This window comes from Rhizobacter sp. P3_C12 (genome assembly GCF_056402735.1).
Genome location: NZ_JBFUGW010000004.1, coordinates 39,428 through 55,384 on the forward strand (window position 1 = coordinate 39,428; position 15,957 = coordinate 55,384).

The following is a 15,957-nucleotide window of genomic DNA, read 5'->3' on the forward strand; positions in this document are numbered from 1 at the left end:
GCCCCGAATGAAAACCGTCCTGATCACTGGCTGCTCTTCCGGCTACGGGCTCGAGACCGCCCGCCACTTCCATGCGCAAGGCTGGAACGTGGTCGCCACGATGCGCACGCCCCGCACCGATGTGCTGCCCGCCGGCGAGCGCCTGCGCGTGCTGCCGCTCGATGTGACGCGGCCCGACAGCATCGCCGCCGCCCTCGACGCCGCCGGGCCGATCGACGTGCTCGTCAACAATGCCGGCCTCGGCCTCTTCGGCGCGTTCGAGGTGACGCCGATGGCCACCGTGCGCGACATCTTCGAGACCAACACCTTCGGGATGATGGCGATGGCGCAGGCGGTGCTGCCGCAGTTCCGCAGCCGCCGCGCCGGGCTGGTGATCAACGTGACCTCGACCGTGACGATGGCGCCGATGCCGCTCGTCGCGGCCTACACCGCGAGCAAGACCGCGATCCAGGGCTTCAGCACCTCGCTCGCGCTCGAGCTGGAGCCGTTCAACGTGCGCGTGAAGCTGGTCGAGCCGGGGTACGGGCCCGGCACGCGCTTCACCGCGAACGGCACCGAGCGCATGCAGGGCTTGATTCCCGAGGCCTATGCGCCGTTCGCGCAGGCGATCTTCGCGTCGCTCGGGAATCCGGCGGCAGTGACCACCGCACCCGATGTGGCCGAGGCGGTGTGGCGCGCCGCGACCGATGCGAGCGGGCGACTGCGCTACCCGGCGGGTGCGGATGCGGTCGCGCTGGCCGAGCGGGTCGGCCTCAGCTGAGCGGCTTGCTGAGCACGACGCTGCGATACACCTTGCCCGACCACTGCACCCAGTCGACGTGCCGGTAGCCCAGCCGGCCGTAGAGCTCGATCAGGTGGGTCGCCTGCTCGGCGGTGTCCATCGCCAGCTCGCGGAACGATCGCTGCTGCGCCCAGCGTTCCGATTGCGCGAGCAGCGCGCGGCCGATGCCGTGGCCCTGCAGCGTCGGCTCGACACCGAACTGGTGAACCGCCGCGACGCCCGGCCGGGTGAAGTAGCTGCACTCGTTCACCGTGTACGTCGGCTTCACGACGATGGTGCCGGCCAGCGCACCCGCCCATTCGGCGAGGTAGCACTGGCCGCCCTCGATGCGCCGCGCGGTGACCTCGGGCGTCTGGTCGACGGCGGTGTAGTTCAGGCCCATCGCGCCGAGCCGGGCGTAGGCGCGGTGCAGCAGCCCGGTCAGGTCGTGGAGGGAATCGGTCGGGGCGAGCGGGCGAATCTGCAGCATCACTGATCGCGCGGTACAACTGAGCGCACCGCGATGTGGGCGCCGAGCACCGCCGTGGGAATCACGGTGGCCAGCGCGAACAGGTTGAACCACAGCGGGTTGCTGCCCCAGAAGAGCAGCCCGAAGGCCAGGCCGAGCACGCCGACCGCGAAGCCGTTGAAGTAGGGATAGCGCTTCGCCAGCCGTGCGGCGACAAAACCACCGGCCATCGTCGTCAGGCTGCCGAAGACGATGTTGAACAGCAGGAAGCTCGGGCTGTTGGTGACCGCCGCCAGGTCTTGCGACACCTGCTCGGCAGAGCGGCCGGTGACGGTGACCTCGTCGCTGTGCATCAGCAGCAGCGCGATGCCGAGCAGCGTGTCGAGCCCGATCGTCAGCAGGAAGCCGAGCGCCACCGCGCGGGCGTTGATGCGGCTCACTGTGTGCGCGCCACGAAGAACGGCGCGACGGCCAGCACAAGAAGCAGAGGAAGGGTTCTCAAGGCGTACTCCACGGACGAAGAGCGCCTATTCTGCCCGCCGGGCTCGACATCAGTCGACGACCAGCTTCAGCCCGATCACGCCGGCCAGGATCAGCGCGAGGCACAGCACGCGCAGCGGCGCCGCCGAATCGCCCATCACCGCGATACCGACGATCGCCGTGCCGGCCGCGCCGATGCCGGTCCAGACCGCATAGCCGGTGCCCATCGGCAGCGTGCGCATCGCGAGCGACAGCAGCACGACGCTGGTCAGGCCGGTGGCCACCGTCAACAGCGACGGCATCAGCCGCGTGAAGCCTTCGGACGACTTCATGCCCCAGGCGAACGCGATCTCGAGCAGCCCCGCGATGACGAGCAGCAGCCAGGCCATCTCAGGCTGCCTGGGCCGCTGCGGCGGGGGTCGCGCGGAATGCGACGCCGAGGCGGTTGAAGGCGTTCATCAGGCCGATGGCGTAGGTGAGGTCGGCCAGTTCCTTCTCGTCGAACTCGGCGGTGGCGGCCTGGTACTCGGCATCGGGCACGCCGGTGTCGGCGACGCGGGTCACGGTCTCGGCCCAGGCCAGCGCGGCGCGTTCGCGGGTGCTGAACAATGCGCCGCCTTCGCGCCATCCCGGCACCAGCACCAGCTTGTCGATGGACAGGCCCGACTTCAGCAGGTCGCGCGAATGCATGTCGATGCAGAACGCGCAGCCGTTGATCTGCGAGACGCGCAGGTAGACGAGGTCGATCAGTTCCTTGGGCAGGCCGCTTTTCTGGACGGCGGTGTAGACGCCGAAGTAGGCCTTGTAGCCCTCGGGCGCGGCCTTGGCGTAGTCGATGCGATGGCTCATGACGATCCTTGTGTGTCGTGGGATGGAAAGACGCCATCGTGCGCCGTCTTGGCCCGCCACAGAAGAGCCAAGAATCGCCTTGCGGACTGGGCCATGATCAGAGCAGGTCGACGATGCGCCTGGCGAGGTTCTCGGCGGTGCGCCGCGAATCGATGTTGGTGAAGGCCAGCAGCAGCGCCGGCGGGCCATCGCGCTCGAAGCTCCAGTCGGTGAGTGCTTCGGCGAAGAGACCGGCCTCGCGCATGCGCGCCGACAGCTTGCGGTCGGAGCGCCGGGCCTGCAGCCGCAGGATCAGGTGCATGCCGCCGGGTTGCGGATCGACCCGCAGGTGCCGGCCCAGCACGCTCTCGAGGCCGGCCACCGCGGCTTCGCGGCGCTCGGCATAGAGCCGGCGCATGCGCTGGATGTGACGCGCGAAATGGCCTTCGGTGATGAAGGCCGTGACGATGGCTTGCGTCAGCTGCGGGCTGCCGCCGGCGAAGGCCTGGCTGATCTGCTCGAAGCGTTCGACCAGTGCCGGTGGCACCACCAGGTAGGCCAGCCGCAGGCTCGGGAACAGCAGCTTGCTGAAGGTGCCGGCGTAGAGCACGCGGCCATCGCGGTCGAGGCTTTGCAGCGCGGGCAGCGGGCGGCTGACGTAGCGGAACTCGCCGTCGTAGTCGTCCTCGACGATCCAGGCCTTGCTGCGCGCCGCCCAGTCGAGCAGCGCCAGCCGCCGCGGCAGCGCGAGCGACACGCACAGCGGCGCCTGATGCGACGGTGTGACGATCGCGCCCCGCGCGCGCGGCGCCCGCCGCAGGCCTTCGTCGACCACGAGGCCGTCGGCATCGACCGGCACCGGCGCGGGCTTGATGCCCATGTGCTGCAGCAGTTCGCGCGTCGGCGGGTAGCCGGGGTCTTCGAGCCAGACGCGGTCGCCGGCCCTGAACAAGGCCTGGCCGATCAACTGCAGGGTGTGGCGATAGCCGGTGGTCACGAAGACCTGCGAGGGCGAGCAGCTGACGCCGCGCGACAGGTGCAGGTAGGCGGCGATCTCGGTGCGCAGTGCCGGCAGGCCGTACACCGAGGGATGCGCCATGTCGATGGGCTGCATCGCGCGCACGCAGCGCGCGCCGAGGCGCGCCCAGATCTTGCGCGGGAAGGCATCGAGGGCGGGCAGGCCCATCTGGAAGGGCAGCGTGGTGTCGGGCCGGAAGGTCGGCTCGGCCGCGAGGGGACTGGCAGGCGGTGGCGTTTGCGGCAGCGGCGCGCGCGGCTTCAGGTCGGGCGAGACGATGGTGCCGGCCTGGCCACGGGCCTGGATGTAGCCCTCGGCGACCAGCAGGCCGTAGGCCGACTCGATGGTGCCGCGCGCCAGGCCGAGCTCTTTCATCAGCGCGCGGGCCGACGGGATGCGGTCGCCGGGCTTCAGCACGCCGGCGTCGATGGCGGCGCGCAAGCGGTCGTAGATCTGGCGGTAGTAGGGCTCGGCCGCCGAAGGGTCCAGGGGCGGGAGGGTGCTGGCGGGCGGGGCATTCATGAACTCATCATGGACCAGTCCGGGAGCCGATTCATGGCTCTTCGACATGGGCCACACCGTGACTGCGCAGGGCAAGGTGGGTGCATTGCGCGACCGGCAGAGCGGGCGCTGGCGGAGCACGTCGCATTGATTGCGAGACAATCCGGCCCCATCGAGCACCGCACGGACCCAGGACCCCAGTGAATCTCAACCGCCTAGGCGCCGGCGTCTTCACGATCCCGGGCTTCCTCACGCCCGAAGAATGCGCGGGCTTCATCTCGCGAAGCGAGCGCATCGGCTATTCCGAAGCGGCGATCCGCACCGAGGACGGCGAGCGCCTGTACAAGGACGCGCGCAACAACGATCGCATCATCTTCGACGACAGCGACCTGGCCGACACCCTCTTCTCGCGCGCCAGCGCATCGCTGCCCGCCGAGCTCGATGGTTGGTCACTCAGCGGCTTCAATGAGCGATTTCGCTTCTACCGGTATGACCAGAGCCAGCAATTCACCTGGCACCTCGACGGCACGGTCCGGCTGAGCCCGAATCGCGAGAGCGTGCTGACCTTCATGATCTATCTCAACGATGACTTCGAGGGCGGGAGCACCGATTTCGGTTGGGAAACCGTCAAGCCCGTCCAGGGCATGGCGCTGGGATTCCCGCATCGGCTGCGCCATCAGGGGGCGATGGTCCAGTCTGGCGTCAAATACGTTCTTCGGACTGACGTCCTGTATCAACAGACACCTGCAAGATCATGAAAATTCTCGCCTTGTCGGCACTCGTCGCGGCCCAGTGGGTCGCCTCCTCCAGCGCTTTCGCGGCCGACCTGGTCCTCACGATGAATTCGTACGGGCCTGTTCAGATCGGCATGCCCATTGCGCAGGCCCATCAGCTGCTGACCAAGCTGGGGCGGAAGAACCTGCCCAACCCCAAAGGCGTCGCGAAGGTCGGCTGCAGCTATTACAGCGTGTCCGAAGAACTGCGGTTCATGACGGAGGACCAGAAGATCGTGCGGATCGAGACACGTGAGTCGAACGTGGTCACGCCCTCGGGCATCCGCGTGGGCGCGAGCCTCGACAAGGTTCGGCGCTCGCTGGGATCGCGCATCGAGGAAGCCCAGCAGCACGCCTCCAATGACCCGAGCAACCGGACCATCGTGCTCGTTTCGGGCGACAGGCAGTTCGCGATCCGAGTCGACGGCAACCAGGCTGTCGCCGAGATCTTCGCCGGGGCGGAGCGCGCCATACGGTCTGGGCCAGCTTGCTCCTGAGATCACGTGAACCGCCTCATCCACTTCAGAGCCGTCATTCGCGGTGCACTTCGCCTGCTGTGTCTGGGTGCAGGCGTCTGGTTGGCGGTCGTGGTACCGGCAGCTCATTCCGCCAACGTCAGCCGGGAGTCAAATGCCGCCATGGGGTACCTGCCCAACATGGATCCGGGAACCGGCGCCTCGCTCGCGGTTCTGCTCGCCGTCCCGGTTCTCATTGCTGTGGTGGCGATCGAGCTGTGTCGCGCATGGGCCTGGGGGAAGAGGCCGCTGGCACTGCCCTCGCTCTTCGTGCTGGGCGCGGTGGCAACGTGGCCCATCGGCGCGACAGCGCACGGCATCCTGTGGGCTTGCCCGCTCAGCGTCGGCGCGTTCTATGGCGTTCGCAGCTGGTGGATGGCCAGGCAGGCAAAGGCCTGAACGCCGGCCTACTCGCCACTCTGCGCATCGCGAACGATCTCTTGCGTGGCCAAGAGCATGTCATCGAGAGGCTCTGGGTCGTCGCCTTCGTACGTGACGATGGCCCCGAAGTCTTTCGTCAGCGCGCAGCTGACGATCATCACGCAGGCCAGGTCCTTCATGTCGCCACGCCAGCACATGCTGATGCAGTGGTCGCGCCCTTCGGCCAGCGCGCGGAAGAGCTTGTCGCCGCCGACGACATCGTCGGTGGACTCATGGAAGATCTCGAAGCCCGGGCCCTCTTCGCCATTGAGGACGAAGGGCAGAAAGCCTGCGCTCGTGAACGGCGAGAATTCGGGATGCAGCTTCAGGTCGAAGCCCAGGGCATCGATCGACGACTGCAGAGCGGCGCGATCGGGCACACGGGCCTTGTCGATGAATGCGTATTGCGTGTTGGACATGTCGTGTTCTCTTCTACAACGCATCAGAGCATATCAATGCGCTGACCTCGTGGGCCGGCAACTCCATGGAAGAACACGGCCGCCGAGGTCGGAGGCCCAGGTCTTGAGAGTCGCCCTTTGGGGTGATATCTGCTCCGGCGCCCCGTGACTAGACTGCGATCGCCTCGCTGTCAGTGGCACTCCTCAACGTGTCTGGAACGGGAACCCCCAATGAACTCTTTGCTGATCAGATCCCTGGTCGCTTCAGGCCTGGCCATTGCCGCGGCTGCTGCCCACGCCTCGACGCTGCTGGTACCAGAGCAATACGCCACCGTGCAGGCTGCGATCAATGCGGCCCAACCGGGAGACACGGTGCTCGTGTCTCCCGGCGTCTACCGGGAGAGCCTGCAGATCGAGAAGCCCCTGACGCTTCGATCCACTCAAGGCGCGGAAACGACAACGCTGGACGGCAGCGGCGCATGCAGCGTCGTCTGGGTGAACGGCACCGGCACCGAGGAGGTGACGATCTCGGGCTTCAAGATCACGAAGGCATACGGAACCATCTGGGACAGCAACGGACTGCGATGCGGCTTTGGTGGCGGGTTGGTACTGGACGCCGCAGTCGTGACGGTCAGCGACAACATCATCACCGGCAACTCGTCCTGCTATGGCTCAGGGCTCTCGAGCAATTCCTTGTCATTCATCCATCACAACCAGATCAAGGACAACATCCAGGCGGCCGGTTGTCAGGGCGCCGGCGATGGCGGTGGCATCTTCCTGAACAGCGACATCTTCAACGCGCGAGCGTCGGTGATCTCGGACAACATCATCTCCGGGCACCGTGTGGCGGCCAATGGCGGTGGCATCGAAGTGCATGGCGCCAAGGTCCGGATCACCGGAAATGTGATCCGAGACAACCAGGCCGGGTACTCCGGCGGAGGCATCAATGTGTCTCGCGGGATCGTCGACATCTCGAGGAACGAGATCGTCGGAAACTCACTCACGGGTCAGCTGACCCCCACCTCCGGAGGAGGGATCAACGCGATCGTGATCGACGTCATCGACCGGGCCAGGATCACCGAGAACAGGTTTGAGGGCAACAAGGCCGACAAGGGTTCGGCGGCCACACTCTTCGGCTTCTATGAGGAGAACGTCCGGTTCAACCGAAACCTCGTGCGTGGGCGAACTGCCGCCGCGCTCGTCGAATGCGAGAGCTGGGCCTATGTGGTCCGGCACAACCTCATGAACAATCCGCTCGGCAACGAGGTAGGCGGCACTTGCATCGTGGACAGCCGCTGATCAGTGGACGCTGGCGATGAAGGCACAGACGACACCATCGCCAGCAATTCAAGCCAGCTCGAACAAGACATCGGGGCATTGCTCTTCGTTCGCACTGCCATCGGTGAACTCGATGGCGCTGAAGCCATGCCGCTCATAGAAGCGGCGCGCGCCCGTATTGGCCTGGAACGTATACAGCCTGACCGGCCGAGCCAGAGACGCAAGCGCGTGCCCGAGGAGCAACGAGCCGACCCGCTGGCCGACAAAGCCGGGCGACACGTACAGCTGATCGATCCACGCGACGCCTTCTGATTCCGACGTGGCCAGCACACCGACCACGGCCCCTGACACGCAGGCCACCGTGACTCCGCCACGGGGGATCAGCGTGCCCCGGATCCACTGGCGCACCTCGGAAGGGCTGTGCGCCATCGGCGCATAAGGAATGAAGGCGGCGCGGGACGCAATGAGAATCTCGGCGACCGCCGGAGCGTCGCCGTCAGAGGCCGCGCGCAGGGTGATCTTCAACCGATGGCAAGCCACACCACGGCAACGATGGGTGGCAGTGGAATTGAAAGCCACTTGCGCCTCGTCATGCCCTGCACCAGGGCGCCGAGGACGAACGCAAATGCGACGAGGGCGATCGGTTTCATGCGGACACGGAATCTACAGGCAATCGCCTGCAGAAGGGATGACAACGAGGCGACCACGACTCCGCAGGGTTCGACGGCGGACGAAAAACGCAAGGACCGCGAGAACGTCATCAAGCCAACCCCGGCAAGTTCCTGAAGGATCGCAAGCCCGGCACGGGCCCGGCGCTGCCGACGCGTTGAGTTCGGGCAGCCGAGGCCTTTGCGCTAGGCTTCTCGCCATGAGAGCCGCTCCTGCAACGCCACATCGACATCCATGCGCCGATCGACACTGACAGCGGCCGTTGTTGCGTTCGGTGCTTTGGCCGGTGCGGCGCTGGGGCCTTTGTCTGGAATCGACCATCGTGGGTACCGCCTGCAAGAAGTCCTGACCAATGTCGCCAATCTTTCGCAGGCAGTCGAGATCTACCGGCAAGACAGCGGCGACATCCCGACCGACGCGCAGGGGCTGGCGGTTCTGGTCAGCAGCTCGCCGCCGGTCATTGATCGATTGCCGCGCGACCCTTGGGGGACGCTGTACATCTATCGGCGTACAGCATCGAGGCCCGGGTTCGAGATTCACTCCGCCGGACGCGATCGGCGTGACGAGGGCGGCGCGGGCGATGACATCACCTCGGATGACAAGGCGTATCGCTGCGAGGACTATCAAGTCAATTGCGGACTGACTTCGGAAGCGCTGTGGCTTCTGGTTTTCACTGCGGCATTCCTCGCCAGCCTGGGCACGCTGGTGTTCAACGGGATCAAGTTCCTGCTTGATCGTTTCAGCACCAAAGCCGACTGAATCCGCGCACGGACGGCGACGCCATTCAGCCGCTGATGGGCGCCAAGGTGCTCAAGCAGATGGGCACGGAGTTTGCTGCTGCCAGCGCACGACGAGGATCACCTCGCGCAGGCGTGGACCGTGACGCAAGTCGCAGATCGACTGGCGATGAGCGAAGCGTTTCGGGTTTGCACCGACGGCGATGCGGGAGGCATCGGCGCACAGGTGCGAGAAGATCGGGACATAACGAGGAGGGGTTTTTCATGACTGGAATGTGGCTTCGCGCGGCCATGGTGTGCTGCGCATGGGTGCTGGCGTCTTGCGGCGGCGGTGGGGGCGACGGCGGCGTCACTTCCCAGGTGAATGTCACCAGCGATCGCTCGAACATCGAGTTCATCGGCTTCACCGGTACAACGGCCGTGCAGCAAGACGTGAACTTCACGTTGCTCAACGGCTCGGGCACCTATTACGCCGAGGCCGTTCTCGATCGGCCGGGGGAGTTTGGCTGGACGTTCACGCTCACCGGCAACACGACCGCACGCGTCACGCTGACCCGGTTCAGCTCCGCACCAGCGGGCCAGGGCAGCGGCAACGTCGTCTTCCGGCTGTGCACGGACGCGGCGTGCAAGAACGTCGCCTGGTCGCAGACCATGCCCTACAGCTACACGATGTTCGGCATCGACAGCAGGGCGCTGGCCTTCGGCGGCGTCGAGAGCGATGCCGCCGCGGCGACGCCTCTGGCCATCACGCCGGCCGACACCGGCAACCGCCTCGTCGTCTCGAGCAGCATGATCAAGGGCACGGGATGGCTCTCGGCCACCCGCACCTCGGCCAGCGGCATCAGCGTGGCGGCCACGGCCGCGTCTCTCGCGCCGGGCAGCTACCAGGGCACGGTGCAGGTGCGATTCGCCAACCTGGCGAATTCGCCGATCCTGGACATTCCGGTGGCCTTCACGGTCGGCTCGGGCCTCAAGGCCCCGGCCGCCGGCCAGCTCGTCATGACCGCCAACACCGCCACGATCACCGGCACCGCCGACGTGGCCTTCAACACCAGCCAGGGCCACGCCTGGACGGCCAGCAGCGACCAGCCCTGGCTGGTGCTCGACACACCCGCCGGCGCCGCCGCCGGCACGCTGCAGTACCACGTCGACCTGGCGCGCGTGGGCGAGGTCGCCAACTGGGGCTCGACCATCGCCAACGTGACGATCCACGCCGCGGGCCTGACCGATGCCACGCTCCCGGTCACGCTGAGCAAGCAGCTGCCCGAGATCTACACAATCTCGCCCGCGACGATCCTGGCAGGGCAGCCGGCCACCGTGCGCGTGACCGGCCGTGGCCTGTCGCAGTTGTCCGGCATCGGGCGCATCCAGGTGGCCGGCGCTGCCGGCGTCACCGGCACCGTGACCAGCGATCGCGAGGCCGTGCTCAATGTCCCCGCGCTGGCGGCGGGCCGTGCGACGGTGTCGGTGACGAACGCTGCGGGCTTCGCGGCCTGGAGCGGCGCCATCGGTGTCGCGACGCGGGGTGTGCTGCCGTCGAGCACGGTGGCCAACGCCGGCGAGAAGYGCTCGGCGCTGTTCGACCCCACGCGCAATGCGCTGTACGCCATCAACCTCGATCAGAACACCTTGGTGCGTTTCCGCTATGCGGGCGGCCAGTGGCAGGTCGACGGGCTGCCGATTGCGGCCATCGGCGACCTGGCGATGTCGCCGGACAGGCAGACGCTGTACGTGGGCTCGGGCACGCGCAACCTGCTCGCCGTCGATGCGGACACGCTGCAGGTGAAGAACACCTACCCGCTGCCGGCGCAGATGGATGGGTCGGTGTCGCCGTCGAAGTACTTCACGCGCGGCATGGCAACCACCAGCGACATGCGCCTGTGGTTCGGTGGCAGCCAGTGGTCGAGCATGGGCTACTTCGACATGCTCAGTGGCAGCTACGGGGCGCTGCCGGTCACCGGCTCGAACTTCAGCCTGTACTCGCCGGAGTTCTACGCGCCGGGCGATGGTTCGAAGCTGTTCGTGCTGAACCCGCCGATGCTGTCGCCGAGGTTGCCCAGCTACCTGTACACGCCCGCCACCGAGAGCCTGAGCTCCCCGTCGACGCTGCCCAACCCGTACCGCAGCGTCGCCTACGACGCGACCGGCAGCAGGGCCCTCGTCGATGACGAGATGCTCTACGACGGCGTCAACTTCAGCCTGATCGGCACGGCACTCATCAGCTCGGCCATCGGCACCAACGCCGTCATCTCGCCCGACGGGACGCGGATGTACCGGCTGGTCACGGCCGACCACGACAGCCTGGTCATCGACCACATCGATGTGTACGACACCACCCAGGTGCAGCCGGGCACCTCGGCGCTGGTGAAGCTGAGCCAGATCGCCGTGACAACGCAGGCGCTGGACTGCGGGGTGCAGCCGGCCTACGGCTGCGACGTGCGAGGCGCCTTCGTGATCAGCCCGCTGGGCGACACGCTGTTCTGGGTCGGCAACCAGCGGCTCGTGGTGTTCCCGATTCCGAGTGCGCTGTCGGGGATCCAGTCGGCGTCGCCGCGCTTGCTGAAGGCGGCGAGCCGCTGATTCGCCAGGCAGTCGCTTCCCCTCTCGCCGGGGGAGCGCTGCCATGTCCCTCACATCCAGCTGGCCACTTCCCGGAACAACAGGCCGATGAACTGACGCTGTTTCCTGATGTTCTCTTCTTGAGCGATTTCCTTGACGTCGTCGGACCACCGCCTCTGGAGCCACTCTCTCGTCATGCCGGTTTCACGGATCACCAACTGGTAGATCTCGTCTTCGTCCAGCAACTTCACGTACCGGTCTTCGGGGTTGCCGCTGGCCAGCATTTCTCCAATTCGCTTGCCATCCTTCCTGTGGAAGATGGTGGGCGGACCCTCTGCCGTGTTCTGTTCTGAGTGTGCGGTGAACTCCTGCACCTGGGTCCGCCTCACCTTGCCCAGCCCTGCCGAGAAAAGCACCAATTCCGGTTCACCGCGCCCGCCGTCCTTCTTGACGAGATAGCCGTCGCTTCCCGGATGCATGGCCTTGACGCCCCTGGCCTCGATGTCGCCGTTCCCGCCGAAGGACTTCAGGCCCTGGTGCCTGAGGGTGCCGTCCAGGTGCTCCCAATCCTCAAACTGCTTGATGACCAGAGGGGACCTGGCCTTGAAGGTATGCAGGAACTGCTTCGATCCGTCTCCTTCGAACTTGATGGCAGCCGCTTGCAGACTGAACTCTTCGTCGAAAGAAAACCATGCCGGCGCATTCGGCACCAGCACCACGGCCCCTTCGTCGCCCAGGGTGAAGCGTTCGGCAGTGGTGCCGTGAATCAGCGCGGTGCCTGTCGGGACGGACGCATCGGCGGCCTTGGGTGCGTGTTCGGACTCGTCCCACAGGTAGCGCTGGCTTGCCAGGTCCCAGGCGGCGGTCTTGGCTGTCTTTCCGAGCCGGAACCTCACCACGCCTGCTTCGTCGCCCATCGAGCCATCCACCAGGAACAGCTGCAGGTTGCCGAATACCTCCGGATCGAGGTAGTGATCTTGCTCGTCCTCTTTCACTGGTTTGCGTTGGGCCACCCTGGCCGGCCCGAAGATCGCTCGCAAGGCTTGGCGCTGCGCCAGCATGCGCGGTGACTGGTTGATGTCGATGTGCGAGGCGGCGCGCTGAACCAGGGCCCCACTCCGCGCGGACCGCGCACCTGCCTCAACCGCGGCGGGCTGGCATTGCACGGCACTGGCATGGACATCACGGGCTTTCATGGCCTGCACGATAGCCATCAAGTCCGCCACCGCACATCAGCCTGGTGCTGATATTGCAATCCGGTTCCGGGAGCGTTTCGGGTTTGCGCCGACGGCCATTCGAGGGCATCGGCGCGCCGGTGCATGAGAAGATCCCGGCACAACGAGGAGAGGGCCCTTCATGACCGGAAGAGCTGAATCGCTGCAGCAGTCAGGCCGACCTGTCTTCGCGAACTGCGGATCAGAAAATGGCTCCTTCGACTCCTCCTCCCGTCGCCAGTGGCCCCGTCCACTTCTCCACCGCCGTCTATGGATCGCCACAGCAGGCCTTCCAGCGATTTTGCGAGCTCACGGCCGACATCTGCGATGTGACGATGCTTGGCGATGCCGCCAACTTCCAGGTGGCGACGACCACCTGGCACCTCGCGGGTGCGCTGCTGCTCGAGAACAGATCGAGCACGCTCAAGTACGACAGAACGTCGCTGCACGTCGGACGGGGCATCGACCACTTCCAGATTGCGATGTACCTTTCCGGGGGCGCCGAGTTCGTGCAGGCGGACCACGTGCTGCACCAGCGCGCAGGCGACGTCAGCATCATCGACATGGCGCAACCCAATCAGACCCGCGAACGGCCGGGCGCGGACGGATCGGCGAAGGTACTGACCTGCATGCTTCCGCGGGCCTTGGTGTCGCCCGCGGCATCCCATGCGGCCCCACTTCCCTCGCTTGCCGTCCTCGGGCACGACACGCCCTATGGACGGCTGCTCGGCGACTATCTGCTGGGCCTGCGCCGAGGTGGCTGCGACCTCACTTACGGACAAAGCCAGGCCGCGGTTCAGGCGCTTGCCCAGTTGGTCCTGGGCAGCAGCGGGCACAGCGCGGACACGCGGGCGCCCGCCCACCGAACCAAGCAAGCCTTGCAAAGCCAGGTCAGGCAATTCATCGAACAGAACCTGGGATCGGATTCGCTCGACGTGGAGGGCTTGTGCCGCCGCTTTGCCGTCTCGCGAGCCGGCCTCTATCGGTTGTTCGGCTCGACAAGCCCGGCGAACTACATCCAGCAACGCCGCCTGCAGCGCGCGTTTGCGATGCTCATCTCTCCCGCCTTTCGATCGTGGCGAATTCTCGATGTGGCGGTCGAGTGCCAGTTCGCCGGTGATGCTGCGTTCATTCGGGCGTTTCGAAGGGAGTTCGGCCTCACGCCGGGCGATGCCCGCGACCTGTCGGCTTCCGCGGTTTCAGGCGCGCCACCCCGCGGCCATGCGAATGGCCATCCCTGGCCCGACGCAGAGGCCGTCAACTGGATCAAGCAGCTCACCAGCGCGATGCCGCAGCCGGCCTCGAGTACGTAGTTGAGACGCCCGGCATGTTCCGTTGGAACGCGCGGCATGTCGCCGGTTTCGGATCGGGCGTAACTTGCGTTCGCACCGATTCTGGTGCGACAGCCCAGGGAGAACTCCATGACCACCGCGCTTGGCCGGCCATCCGCTTCCATCTTCGATCACACGCAGCTGCACGTCGCCTACGTCACCACAGACGGCTCGATCCTCGACGACTACTACGACAGGCAGGCAGGCTGGATGAGGCAAGACATTACCGCCCGCATCAAGGGAACGCCCGCAGCGGCCCGCGAACTCACCACGATCGTGACCAAGGACCAGTGGCACGCGATCTACCGCACCGCGGACAACGGCCTGTCTCACTTGTATTACCGAGAGAACGAAGGCTGGTTCCATGACGACCTGACCGGCCTTGCCAAGGCGCGGGCGACGATCGGTGCCGCTTCGTTGGTGGTCACGCCAGGTCAATTGCATGCCTTCTATCGCGACGACCGCAACCACGTCTCGCACGTCTACTTCCGCAAGGGTGAATGGGTGTGGGAAGACATGCAGACCGTCGTGCCGGGAAACCTGCCTGACGCTGCCGAAGACCCGGCGGCCATCCACGCCTATGAGCAACTCCACGTGGCCTACCGCGCAGGCGACGGCCAGCTGGGCCACTTCTATCACGACAACAAGAAGGGCTGGGTGCGGCAGGACATGATGACCCCGGAGAATCGGGCGCCGCGGGCCAAGGGCGTGCCGGTCTTTCTTGCGTACCACAATCGTCTCGAGTGCTTCTATCGAGACAGTGCCGATCACATTGCGCGCCTCTATTTCGCGAAGGGCGGCTGGCGCTACGAAGACCTGACGGTGGCCAGCGGGTGCCCCGTGGCAGCCGCCGGGGATCCCGCGGCCATCGATCACAAAGGCCCGCACATCGTCTTTCGAGACGCCGGCGGGCATCTTGCCGACGTATCGATGCCGCAGGACGACACCTGGGTCTATCGCGATCTGACGCGCGAGAGTTCTGCACCCAAAGCCGTGAGCGATCCGGGTGTCGTCGCCCACGAGGGCCACTGGCACGCCGTTTTCGTCGCGGAAGACGGCCATGTCCACGATGTGTACTTCGATGGCACCTGGCACACTCAGGATCTGGATGCGCTCGCGAAGAATCCCGCTCCCATCGGAAAGGTGGCCTTGCGCAACGAGGGCGCGTACTTCGTGGCGGTGCGCTTCGACTACCTTCGGAGCGATGGCCGCCAGCGCATATCGTCCGCGACCACCGGCACGCCGTTCCCTGTCGGCGAGACCAACATCAGCGACCCCGGTGACCATGGGGTTCCTGAAGGCGCGGAGCTCTGGATAGAGATCCAGGCGACCTTGGGGGAATCCGCGCAAGGACATCAGCACTTCATCTACCAGAAGGGCGTTGCGCAAATGGCTCGCTACCACTGCAGTGGCACGACGCTGGATGTCGATCTCTCGTTCGACGGAGTTCGTCCTGGCTCCGCCGAAGCCGCCGTGGATGCGACAGATTCAGAGCTTCAGGCCTGAGGCTCGTGCGAGCGGGGAGGAGGCTCCAGCGCAGACAGCCGCTGCTTGAACAGCGCCGGGAACCGCGCGCGCCATTTGGCATTGGCGGGCGACGGATGGGGCATCGGGTGCAGGCAGACGCTGCGCCCCAGCCCGGGCAGCGGCACTTCGATGCTCCGCTCGTACTTGATGTCGCCCTGATCCCAGAAGGCGTGGGGCTTCTGCCGGGTCTCGTCGGGTTGGCCGATGCCGAACCAGAAGAACGCCTCGGTGCCGAAGGTCACGACATCGTGGCCGCCCCACTGGTCGTGCATGAGTTGCAGCAGCAGGGGCTGGCACGCGACCCGAACCTGCGGGACCCAGGGCTTGTTGCCCTTGGGCTTGAACGGCACCGTGCGGGATCCCTGCCGACGAAACAGAGGGCGGCGCCGCGCGGCCCGCGGGGAAGCACCGGTCGAAGTTCGGGCCCGTGCGCGTCGGTGTCCAACTGAGCGTGCCCCCGCACGATCCTTTGCAACTCGC

At 66.2% G+C, this 15,957-nt stretch carries 19 protein-coding genes; 9 read left to right on the plus strand and 10 right to left on the minus strand.

Annotated features, from left to right (window positions below):
• Nucleotides 1–7: 7 nt before the first annotated feature.
• Entirely contained in the window at nt 8–760 is a 753-nt protein-coding gene (locus tag AC1DXV_RS01690; protein WP_477864476.1) for an SDR family oxidoreductase, read from the plus strand.
• On the opposite strand, the gene AC1DXV_RS01695 is transcribed toward AC1DXV_RS01690, so the two are convergent.
• The 5 genes from AC1DXV_RS01695 to pdxR form a co-directional block, all read right to left on the minus strand.
• Nucleotides 753–1,250 (minus strand): GNAT family N-acetyltransferase, encoded by a 498-nt coding sequence (locus tag AC1DXV_RS01695; RefSeq protein WP_477864477.1) that lies wholly within the window; start codon nt 1,248–1,250, stop codon nt 753–755. The two genes, AC1DXV_RS01690 and AC1DXV_RS01695, sit on opposite strands and share 8 nt — an antisense overlap.
• Nucleotides 1,250–1,669 carry a hypothetical protein gene (locus AC1DXV_RS01700; RefSeq protein WP_477864478.1) on the minus strand — a complete coding sequence of 140 codons (420 nt, stop codon included), beginning with the start codon at nt 1,667–1,669 and terminating at the stop codon, nt 1,250–1,252. Before AC1DXV_RS01700 ends, AC1DXV_RS01695 begins: the two co-directional genes overlap by 1 nt.
• 111 nt (nt 1,670–1,780) lie before the next feature.
• Nucleotides 1,781–2,098: a quaternary ammonium compound efflux SMR transporter SugE gene (gene sugE / locus AC1DXV_RS01705; RefSeq protein ID WP_477864479.1), complete on the minus strand. Its 318-nt coding sequence runs from the start codon at nt 2,096–2,098 to the stop codon at nt 1,781–1,783.
• A 1-nt stretch (nt 2,099) separates the two neighbouring features.
• Nucleotides 2,100–2,558 (minus strand): carboxymuconolactone decarboxylase family protein, encoded by a 459-nt coding sequence (locus AC1DXV_RS01710; RefSeq protein WP_477864480.1) that lies wholly within the window; start codon nt 2,556–2,558, stop codon nt 2,100–2,102.
• A 97-nt stretch (nt 2,559–2,655) separates the two neighbouring features.
• Nucleotides 2,656–4,077, minus strand: coding sequence for a MocR-like pyridoxine biosynthesis transcription factor PdxR (pdxR, locus tag AC1DXV_RS01715; protein WP_477864481.1), 1,422 nt, complete (start codon nt 4,075–4,077; stop codon nt 2,656–2,658).
• A gap of 179 nt (nt 4,078–4,256) precedes the next feature.
• Here pdxR and AC1DXV_RS01720 point away from each other — a divergent pair, with 179 nt between their 5' ends.
• Genes AC1DXV_RS01720 through AC1DXV_RS01730 form a run of 3 tightly spaced genes read left to right on the plus strand, consistent with a single transcriptional unit; the run spans nt 4,257 to nt 5,743 of the window.
• The gene (locus AC1DXV_RS01720; RefSeq protein ID WP_477864482.1) at nt 4,257–4,814 is read left to right on the plus strand and encodes a 2OG-Fe(II) oxygenase family protein; all 558 of its coding nucleotides are present in this window, start codon (nt 4,257–4,259) and stop codon (nt 4,812–4,814) included.
• Nucleotides 4,811–5,326 carry a hypothetical protein gene (locus tag AC1DXV_RS01725; protein ID WP_477864483.1) on the plus strand — a complete coding sequence of 172 codons (516 nt, stop codon included), beginning with the start codon at nt 4,811–4,813 and terminating at the stop codon, nt 5,324–5,326. The genes AC1DXV_RS01720 and AC1DXV_RS01725 overlap by 4 nt, the downstream gene beginning before the upstream one ends.
• A gap of 6 nt (nt 5,327–5,332) precedes the next feature.
• Entirely contained in the window at nt 5,333–5,743 is a 411-nt protein-coding gene (locus AC1DXV_RS01730; protein ID WP_477864484.1) for a hypothetical protein, read from the plus strand.
• A gap of 8 nt (nt 5,744–5,751) precedes the next feature.
• On the opposite strand, the gene AC1DXV_RS01735 is transcribed toward AC1DXV_RS01730, so the two are convergent.
• Nucleotides 5,752–6,183, minus strand: coding sequence for a hypothetical protein (locus AC1DXV_RS01735; protein WP_477864485.1), 432 nt, complete (start codon nt 6,181–6,183; stop codon nt 5,752–5,754).
• Nucleotides 6,184–6,393: 210 nt separating this feature from the next.
• Between AC1DXV_RS01735 and AC1DXV_RS01740 the strand changes: the two genes are divergently transcribed.
• A complete protein-coding gene (locus AC1DXV_RS01740) occupies nt 6,394–7,461 on the plus strand; it encodes a right-handed parallel beta-helix repeat-containing protein (RefSeq protein WP_477864486.1) in 1,068 nt (355 codons plus the stop codon).
• Nucleotides 7,462–7,509: 48 nt separating this feature from the next.
• Here the strand turns inward: AC1DXV_RS01740 and AC1DXV_RS01745 are convergent, their stop codons facing one another.
• Both AC1DXV_RS01745 and AC1DXV_RS01750 read right to left on the minus strand, forming a co-directional pair.
• The gene (locus AC1DXV_RS01745) at nt 7,510–7,965 is read right to left on the minus strand and encodes a GNAT family N-acetyltransferase (RefSeq protein WP_477864487.1); all 456 of its coding nucleotides are present in this window, start codon (nt 7,963–7,965) and stop codon (nt 7,510–7,512) included.
• A complete protein-coding gene (locus AC1DXV_RS01750) occupies nt 7,962–8,090 on the minus strand; it encodes a hypothetical protein (RefSeq protein ID WP_477864488.1) in 129 nt (42 codons plus the stop codon). The genes AC1DXV_RS01745 and AC1DXV_RS01750 overlap by 4 nt, the downstream gene beginning before the upstream one ends.
• A gap of 253 nt (nt 8,091–8,343) precedes the next feature.
• Here AC1DXV_RS01750 and AC1DXV_RS01755 point away from each other — a divergent pair, with 253 nt between their 5' ends.
• Nucleotides 8,344–8,868, plus strand: a complete 525-nt coding sequence (locus AC1DXV_RS01755; RefSeq protein ID WP_477864489.1) for a type II secretion system protein GspG — start codon at nt 8,344–8,346, stop codon at nt 8,866–8,868.
• Between the two features lie 242 nt (nt 8,869–9,110).
• Nucleotides 9,111–11,426 carry an IPT/TIG domain-containing protein gene (locus AC1DXV_RS01760; RefSeq protein WP_477932220.1) on the plus strand — a complete coding sequence of 772 codons (2,316 nt, stop codon included), beginning with the start codon at nt 9,111–9,113 and terminating at the stop codon, nt 11,424–11,426.
• A gap of 50 nt (nt 11,427–11,476) precedes the next feature.
• Here AC1DXV_RS01760 and AC1DXV_RS01765 read toward each other — a convergent pair whose 3' ends face one another.
• Nucleotides 11,477–12,601 carry a hypothetical protein gene (locus AC1DXV_RS01765; RefSeq protein ID WP_477865244.1) on the minus strand — a complete coding sequence of 375 codons (1,125 nt, stop codon included), beginning with the start codon at nt 12,599–12,601 and terminating at the stop codon, nt 11,477–11,479.
• Nucleotides 12,602–12,828: 227 nt separating this feature from the next.
• Between AC1DXV_RS01765 and AC1DXV_RS01770 the strand changes: the two genes are divergently transcribed.
• Nucleotides 12,829–13,932 carry a helix-turn-helix domain-containing protein gene (locus tag AC1DXV_RS01770; RefSeq protein WP_477865245.1) on the plus strand — a complete coding sequence of 368 codons (1,104 nt, stop codon included), beginning with the start codon at nt 12,829–12,831 and terminating at the stop codon, nt 13,930–13,932.
• 108 nt (nt 13,933–14,040) lie between these two features.
• On the plus strand, nt 14,041–15,456 hold the full coding sequence (locus AC1DXV_RS01775; RefSeq protein ID WP_477932222.1) for a hypothetical protein: 1,416 nt from the start codon (nt 14,041–14,043) through the stop codon (nt 15,454–15,456).
• On the opposite strand, the gene AC1DXV_RS01780 is transcribed toward AC1DXV_RS01775, so the two are convergent.
• Nucleotides 15,447–15,827 (minus strand): hypothetical protein, encoded by a 381-nt coding sequence (locus AC1DXV_RS01780; protein WP_477865247.1) that lies wholly within the window; start codon nt 15,825–15,827, stop codon nt 15,447–15,449. The two genes, AC1DXV_RS01775 and AC1DXV_RS01780, sit on opposite strands and share 10 nt — an antisense overlap.
• Between the last annotated feature and the right edge of the window lie 130 nt (nt 15,828–15,957).

Bases quoted from the DNA above. Each gene is read 5' to 3' on its own strand.
- AC1DXV_RS01695 (WP_477864477.1), bottom strand. From the start codon at position 1,250: ATGCTGCAGATTCGCCCGCTCGCCCCGACCGATTCCCTCCACGACCTG.
- AC1DXV_RS01740 (WP_477864486.1), top strand. From the start codon at position 6,394: ATGAACTCTTTGCTGATCAGATCCCTGGTCGCTTCAGGCCTGGCCATT.
- AC1DXV_RS01690 (WP_477864476.1), top strand. From the start codon at position 8: ATGAAAACCGTCCTGATCACTGGCTGCTCTTCCGGCTACGGGCTCGAG.
- AC1DXV_RS01735 (WP_477864485.1), bottom strand. From the start codon at position 6,183: ATGTCCAACACGCAATACGCATTCATCGACAAGGCCCGTGTGCCCGAT.
- pdxR (WP_477864481.1), bottom strand. From the start codon at position 4,077: ATGAATGCCCCGCCCGCCAGCACCCTCCCGCCCCTGGACCCTTCGGCG.
- AC1DXV_RS01710 (WP_477864480.1), bottom strand. From the start codon at position 2,558: ATGAGCCATCGCATCGACTACGCCAAGGCCGCGCCCGAGGGCTACAAG.
- AC1DXV_RS01725 (WP_477864483.1), top strand. From the start codon at position 4,811: ATGAAAATTCTCGCCTTGTCGGCACTCGTCGCGGCCCAGTGGGTCGCC.
- sugE (WP_477864479.1), bottom strand. From the start codon at position 2,098: ATGGCCTGGCTGCTGCTCGTCATCGCGGGGCTGCTCGAGATCGCGTTC.
- AC1DXV_RS01775 (WP_477932222.1), top strand. From the start codon at position 14,041: ATGACCACCGCGCTTGGCCGGCCATCCGCTTCCATCTTCGATCACACG.
- AC1DXV_RS01770 (WP_477865245.1), top strand. From the start codon at position 12,829: ATGGCTCCTTCGACTCCTCCTCCCGTCGCCAGTGGCCCCGTCCACTTC.
- AC1DXV_RS01765 (WP_477865244.1), bottom strand. From the start codon at position 12,601: ATGAAAGCCCGTGATGTCCATGCCAGTGCCGTGCAATGCCAGCCCGCC.
- AC1DXV_RS01750 (WP_477864488.1), bottom strand. From the start codon at position 8,090: ATGAAACCGATCGCCCTCGTCGCATTTGCGTTCGTCCTCGGCGCCCTG.
- AC1DXV_RS01755 (WP_477864489.1), top strand. From the start codon at position 8,344: ATGCGCCGATCGACACTGACAGCGGCCGTTGTTGCGTTCGGTGCTTTG.